Source organism: Halomonas sp. 707B3 (assembly GCF_024158645.1).
In the GTDB taxonomy this organism is placed as follows: Bacteria; Pseudomonadota; Gammaproteobacteria; order Pseudomonadales; family Halomonadaceae; genus Vreelandella; species Vreelandella lionensis.
The window spans coordinates 24,033-30,474 of sequence record NZ_JAMZBE010000029.1 but is presented as its reverse complement, the minus strand read 5'-3'; the positions used below and the strand labels follow the sequence as shown (position 1 = coordinate 30,474).

Genomic DNA, 6,442 nt, shown 5'->3' with positions numbered 1-6,442 from the left:
CCGACACTTCGATATGGCGCTAGTCGAGCGCGTTTTTACTCCTAACTTGTTTGGCACGCTTTACGGCGTTGAAGCCGCACTTCCGCTACTGCGTGCCGCCCGCCGAGAGGGCAAACCTGCCCGCTTGGCCGCTACCTCGAGCGCGTCGGCCTATCTGCCGCTGCCCCGCGCGGAGGCTTACGGGGCTTCAAAAGCCGCCGTGAGTTACTTCTTGGAGTCTCTGCGCCTTGATCTTCACCAGGAAGGGATTGACGTGAGCTTGATTCACCCAGGCTTTGTGAAAACGCCGCTTACCGACCGCAACGACTTTCCCATGCCCATGCAAGTCACTGCCGATGAAGCTGCCGAAGCAATTATTGCTGGGCTCGCAAAAGGACGTTTGGATATTCATTTTCCACGGCGCTTCACCTATATCGTGAAATGCTTGGGCATTTTACCCCCTGCCCTGCGGCGGTGGATTGGCCTGCGTATGACGCGGCAAACCAAGGAGCACTCATGAGCGCCTCAGCGTCACAGCGCATCGCTATCATCGGCAGCGGCATTAGCGGCATGGCTGCCGGATGGTACCTCTCCTCTCAGCATGAGGTGACTCTGTTTGAAGCCGATAGCCGGCTAGGGGGCCACACCGCCACCATGGACGTTGAGGTGAACGGCACGCCGTACGCCATCGACACTGGATTTATCGTTTTCAACGATTGGACCTACCCGCACTTTCAGCGATTGCTGGCCACCCTTGGCGTGCCCAGCCAAGCCACTGAAATGAGCTTTTCGGTTCACGAGACGGATGTGGACTTTGAGTACAACGGCCATACGCTAGCCTCGTTGTTCGCCCAGCGGCGCAACCTGCTCAACCCCTCGTTCTATCGCCTGCTCAGCGACATTTTGCGCTTTAACAAGCAGGCCACGGCCGCCCTTGAGAGCAAGCGGCTACCTGCCGACATGACTTTGGGTGAGTACCTTGACCAACACGGCTATGGAGAGGCGTTTCAGCGCCGTTACCTACTCCCCATGGGAGCTGCCATTTGGTCAGCCAGCATCGGCGACTTACGCGCCTTTCCTTTGACGTTTTTTGTGCGCTTTTTCCGTAACCACGGGCTGCTGTCGGTGAATCACCGCCCCCAGTGGTACACCTTGATAGGCGGTTCAAAGCGCTATATTCCGGCGCTGACCGCTCCCTATGCCGCACGTATTCGCCTGAATACACCGGTGACCAACATTACTCGCAGCGATACCGGCGTGACCATTACAACCGCCCAAGGCAGCGAGCGTTTTGATCAGGTGGTGTTGGCATGCCACGCCGACCAAGCGTTGGCCATGTTAGGCGATGCGACACCTGCCGAGCGCGATATTCTATCGGCGATGCCCTACCAGGATAACGAGGTGGTGCTGCATACCGACACAGCGCTGCTACCCCGGCGTCAGCGCGCTTGGGCAAGCTGGAACTACCGCTTGGACGGGCGAGGTGTCGATGAGCGCGTCTCAGTGACTTACAACATGAATATCTTGCAATGCCTAGAGGCGGATACCACCTTCTGCGTCACGCTCAACGATTCAGACAGCATCGACCCTGCCAAGGTGTTGGGACGCTACACCTACGCCCACCCCCAGTTCACCCTGGCGGGCCAAGCGGCGCAAATGCGCCACGATGAAATTTCGTCCGTAGCGCGACGCACTCACTTTTGCGGTGCCTATTGGCGCAACGGCTTTCATGAAGACGGCGTTTGGAGCGCGCTACGCGTGGCGCAGGCGCTCGGCTGCGATGAAGCAGCAGAGCCACCTGCCAGGCCTACCGCGCTACCTGCGCATGAACTGATGCCTAATAGCGTGGGGGAGGGGCTGGGATGATTGCCGCGCCGCGTTCGCGCATCTATCGCGGTGCGCTACGCCACCGCCGCTTTACGCCAAAGACTCATGCATTTAGCTACCAAGTGTGGATGGCCTGGCTCGACCTTGATGAGCTGCCGACGCTGTTCGACGGCGTGCCTGGGTTTAGCGCCCGCAGGCCTGCACTGGCACGCTTTCGCCGCGAAGATTATCTGGCCCCTACTGACCGGCCACTGCGTACCGCCGTGCGTGAAGAGCTAACCCGCCAGCTGGGCAGCGCTCCCAGCGGGCGGATCTGCATGCTGACCCAGCTACGCATCCTGGGCACGATGTTTAACCCGATTACGATGTATTACGCTTACGATGAGCATGGCCGCCTAGCGGCTGTATTAGGCGAAGTCACCAATATGCCCTGGCGAGAGCGCACCTGCTACGCCTGCCACGTTGAGACTGGCCGTCATACCCATCAGGCAAGCTTTGCCAAAGCGATGCACGTATCGCCGTTTAATCCCATGGAGATGACTTACCGCTGGAAGTTCAACGCCCCCGGCGAGCAGCTCTATCTACACATGGAAAACTGGCAGCACGAGCAGCTTCATTTTGATGCCACGCTCACCCTTGAGGCAGCGCCCGCCACGCGCGATGTGCTGCTGGGAACCCTCGCCAAGCACCCTTGGATGAGTCTGAAAACGGTCGCGGGAATCCATTTTGAAGCGCTTCGCCTATGGCTTAAGTGCATCCCCGTTTATAACCACCCTAAGCGCAAGGAGACTTCAAAGTGACCACCCTGCGTACCACACCCCCCAACAGTCAGCCAGCGCGTCAAGATCGCTTCACCCGCTGGCTAAAGCCGCGCTTAATGGCGCAGCTGGGTGCCTTTCGCGGCGGCCGAATTACGCTGATTGAAGGCAACCAATGCCACCACCTAGGCCAGGAGGGAGAAATCCAGGTGACCGTGGTGATCCGACACTCCCGCGCTTGGAAACGGCTTGCCTTTGGCGGCACGGTCGGCGCTGCGGAATCCTATATGGATGGCGATTGGGATGCCGATGATTTGGTGGCTCTGGTGCGCCTATTTGCGGCGAACCTGGAGCACGTCAACGGCAATATGGAGAACGGTAGCGCGCGCTTTACCCGCTGGCTACTGGGGCTTGTTTACCGTTTCCAGCGCAACAGCCTGTCCGGCTCTAAGCGCAATATCGCCGCCCATTACGATATTGGTAACGACCTGTTTGCGACGTTCCTGGATAAACGCCACTGGATGTACTCCAGCGCCGTTTTCCCCTATCCGGAAGCCAGCCTGGAGGAGGCCTCTACCTACAAGCTCGATATCATGCTAGAAAAGCTGGATGTGCGGCCTGAGCACCACCTGCTGGAAATTGGCACAGGCTGGGGCGGGCTGGCCATACACGCGGCAAAAACGCGTGGCTGCCGCGTCACCACCACCACGATTTCCGAAGAGCAGCACGCGCATACGGCCAAGCGCATCAAAGAAGAGGGGCTGGAAAATAAAATCACCCTGCTTAAGCAGGATTACCGCGAACTCACCGGACGTTTTGACCGGTTGATTTCCGTGGAGATGATCGAAGCGGTTGGCCACCAGTATCTCAATACGTATCTGGAGAAGGTGGACAGCCTGCTGACCGACGATGGGCAGGCCATGCTGCAGGCGATCACCATTCGTGACCAGCGCTTTGAAGAGGCCAAGCGGGATATGGACTTTATCAAACGCTACATTTTCCCCGGCGGGTTTTTGCCCTCCCACCACGCTATGCTCTCTGGCGTGATGCGTAAAACGTCGCTGAACGTGGTCGCCCTTGACGAGATTGGTCAGCACTATGCGCGTACGCTACGGGAGTGGCGCCACCGCTTTGAGGCGAGCCTCGATCAAGTACGCAACCAGGGCTACGATGAGCGCTTTATTCGCATGTGGCGTTACTATCTGTGCTACTGCGAAGGGGGCTTTATTGAGCGCTCCATCGGCACCTGCCACCTACTATTAGCAAAGCCCGCAGCTAAGCCCGTGCCGCTTACCGGAGCCTTGTAAATGGCTGCACAGCCTGCGCCACGGCAAACTCCGCTGCGCATGATGCTGTTCAACGCATTGCGTTTTGAAGCCGGCTGGCTGCTGTGCGTATTGGGCGGCTCCTGGGTCGCCGCGCTAACGGGGGCGGTACTGCTTGGCTGGCATTTCTGGCGCTGCGCCCAGCCAGGAGAATGGCGCTTTATCGCAGCTTTTGCCCTGCTGGGGCTGGTGTTAGACGGTGGGCTGCACTTGGCGGGCGGTTTTGATTTTGGCGAGCAGACGTTAATAGCGGGTTTATTGCCGCTGTGGTTATGGATGCTGTGGCCCCTGTTCGCCACCCTGGTATTTCACTCCCTGGCTTGGCTGTGGCGCTACCCACTAGTGGCCGCCGTGTGCGGTGCGATTAGCGGGCCGCTCTCTTACTTAGGCGGTGCAGCGCTGGCAAACGTTAGCTTGGCACCGTGGCTACTTCCAGCACAGGCCGTCATCTGGGCAGCGCTCTGCTGGGGCATCAGCCGTTACATTCAGCGTTTAGCCGCTAGTGATTAATTAATGTGCGCCTTCTGCCTGCGGTAGCGGTGCCCAGCGCTGCTCAAGCTCGGCGGCGGGCATCGGTTTAGCAAAGTAAAATCCTTGTACCAGGGTGCAGCCTGTTTCTACCAGGAACTGACACTGGGCCTGGGTTTCGACTCCTTCGGCGATCACTTCCAGCCCCATGCCTTTTGCCATGGCTAGTACCGCTGTAACAATCGCGGCATCTGCCTGATCGTTGGGCAACTCGCTGATAAAAGCGCGATCTAATTTAATTTTATCTACTGGCAGCCGCTTCAAATACCCCAGCGACGAGTAACCGGTGCCAAAGTCGTCAATAGCGATTGAGTAGCCAAGCTCTCTTAGTGCCTGCAGACGTGGCCCCATGTCCCCTGCTCGCTCGTCTAGTAACACCGATTCGGTCAGCTCCAAACCAAGTTGTGACGGCTCTAGCTGGTAACGCTCAAGACAGGTGGCAAGCTGGGTTTCTAGATCGCCCTGAAAGAGCTGAAGGGCAGAGATATTGACCCAAACAGTGGTCTTCGGCATGCCGCTATTTTGCCAGTGCGCTTGCTGAGCACAGGCCTTTTCGATCACCCAACTGCCTAACTCTGCCATCAAGCCGTGACGCTCGGCCAGGGGAATAAACTCTCCCGGCGATATCATGCCACCTTTGGGGTGACGCCAGCGCAGCAGTGCTTCCATACCTACCAACTCACCGCTACCGGGATGGTGTTGGGTTTGGTAGTGAAGCTCTAACTGGTCACCGGAGATCAGCGCGGCACGCAGGTCGCTGACTAATGCTAATTGGGGATTATCCTGCTTATCCAGCGCGGGGCGAAACCGCAGGCTGTGGTTGCGACCCAGCCGCTTGGCGCTGTAAAGCGCTGACTCTAAACGCTGAAACAGCACGCTGGAATCTTGACCATCTTCCGGCGCACGGCAGCTACCAATGGTGAGGCCTAATCGCAGCGACTGCTCATTAATCTCGAAGGGGCTGCACATATGGTCGCGCAGATTCCCTAGCCACTTGTCGTGGTCATCAAAGGTGGTGGTGCGAATCACCATAAACTCATCACCACCCAGCCGCCCCACTACGCTTCCCGCCATATAGCTGGTGAGCCGCTGGGCAAATCGAGCCAGCAGCCGGTCGCCCTGCTCAACGCCTAAGCTATCGTTAACCGACTTAAGTCCGTCAATATCAATCAGCGCCATATCCAAGCTTTCACCTGCACGCAGGTGGCGCAGCCTGGACGCCATTAAGTCATGCAAGCGACGCCGGTTAGGTAGGCCTGTTAGCGGATCTTCATAGCCGATACGTCTTAAATCGTTCTCACGAGCTTTTTGTGCCGAAATATCGGAGAACCAGCTGATAAAGTGGGTGATTTTGCCTCGCTTGTCGGTGACGGCACGCACTTTGAGCCATTCAGGGTACTCATCGCCATGTTTGCGACGGTTCCACATTTCGCCTTCCCACCGCCCAGTGGCTTTTAGGGTGCTCCAAAAGTTTTCATAAAACGCTTTGTCATGGCGCTGAGCCGCCAGGGTGTCTAGCTTTCGGCCTATCATCTCTTGGCTTTCATAACCGGTAATTTCGGTAAACGCCGGATTCACCGCTAGCACACGGTTTTGGACATCACTAATGACCATCGCATCACCAGACAACCCCAACGCATCCTGTGAAAGACGCAGGCGTAGACGCTGCTGACGCACTTGGTTCCAGGCATCCCACAAGCCTAAAGTAACGAAGCTAGCCGCGACCATACGCAGCGCCGCATCGGGGATCCACACGCAGGCAGGTAGCGCCATCAGCGCCACCCATACCAACGGGCGATTAAGAGAGACAGGCAGCCACATGGCGATTCTTGTTGTCCTAATCAGTCACTAATAAAAATAAACGATGACGACATCATGCCGTCTCACTAAAATCTTGGATAGAGCATATTACGTCAATACACCGTTTATTGGGCGAATTCACTAATCCGAACAGCACAATAAGGTAACCTGGGTTATCGGCAACCCATTAAAAAGTGTTAGAACGTTACGATAAGCCGCCCGCGA

General features: G+C 57.2%; 6 protein-coding genes. 5 read left to right on the top strand and 1 reads right to left on the bottom strand.

Annotated elements, in window-relative coordinates; genetic code table 11:
• The 5 genes from BIS10_RS06135 to BIS10_RS06115 form a co-directional block, all read left to right on the top strand.
• On the top strand, positions 1-499 hold a 499-nt coding region (locus BIS10_RS06135; protein ID WP_253503481.1), incomplete at its 5' end, for an SDR family NAD(P)-dependent oxidoreductase.
• Positions 496-1,845 carry an NAD(P)/FAD-dependent oxidoreductase gene (locus BIS10_RS06130; RefSeq protein WP_253503478.1) on the top strand — a complete coding sequence of 450 codons (1,350 nt, stop codon included), beginning with the start codon at positions 496-498 and terminating at the stop codon, positions 1,843-1,845. The genes BIS10_RS06135 and BIS10_RS06130, both read left to right, overlap by 4 nt.
• Positions 1,842-2,606 carry a DUF1365 domain-containing protein gene (locus BIS10_RS06125; RefSeq protein ID WP_253503475.1) on the top strand — a complete coding sequence of 255 codons (765 nt, stop codon included), beginning with the start codon at positions 1,842-1,844 and terminating at the stop codon, positions 2,604-2,606. Before BIS10_RS06130 ends, BIS10_RS06125 begins: the two co-directional genes overlap by 4 nt.
• A complete protein-coding gene (locus tag BIS10_RS06120; RefSeq protein WP_253503472.1) occupies positions 2,603-3,871 on the top strand; it encodes a cyclopropane-fatty-acyl-phospholipid synthase family protein in 1,269 nt (422 codons plus the stop codon). Before BIS10_RS06125 ends, BIS10_RS06120 begins: the two co-directional genes overlap by 4 nt.
• The gene (locus BIS10_RS06115; RefSeq protein WP_253503469.1) at positions 3,872-4,399 is read left to right on the top strand and encodes a DUF2878 family protein; all 528 of its coding nucleotides are present in this window, start codon (positions 3,872-3,874) and stop codon (positions 4,397-4,399) included.
• On the opposite strand, the gene BIS10_RS06110 is transcribed toward BIS10_RS06115, so the two are convergent.
• Positions 4,400-6,238 (bottom strand): bifunctional diguanylate cyclase/phosphodiesterase, encoded by a 1,839-nt coding sequence (locus BIS10_RS06110; protein WP_253503466.1) that lies wholly within the window; start codon positions 6,236-6,238, stop codon positions 4,400-4,402.
• Positions 6,239-6,442: the final 204 nt, after the last annotated feature.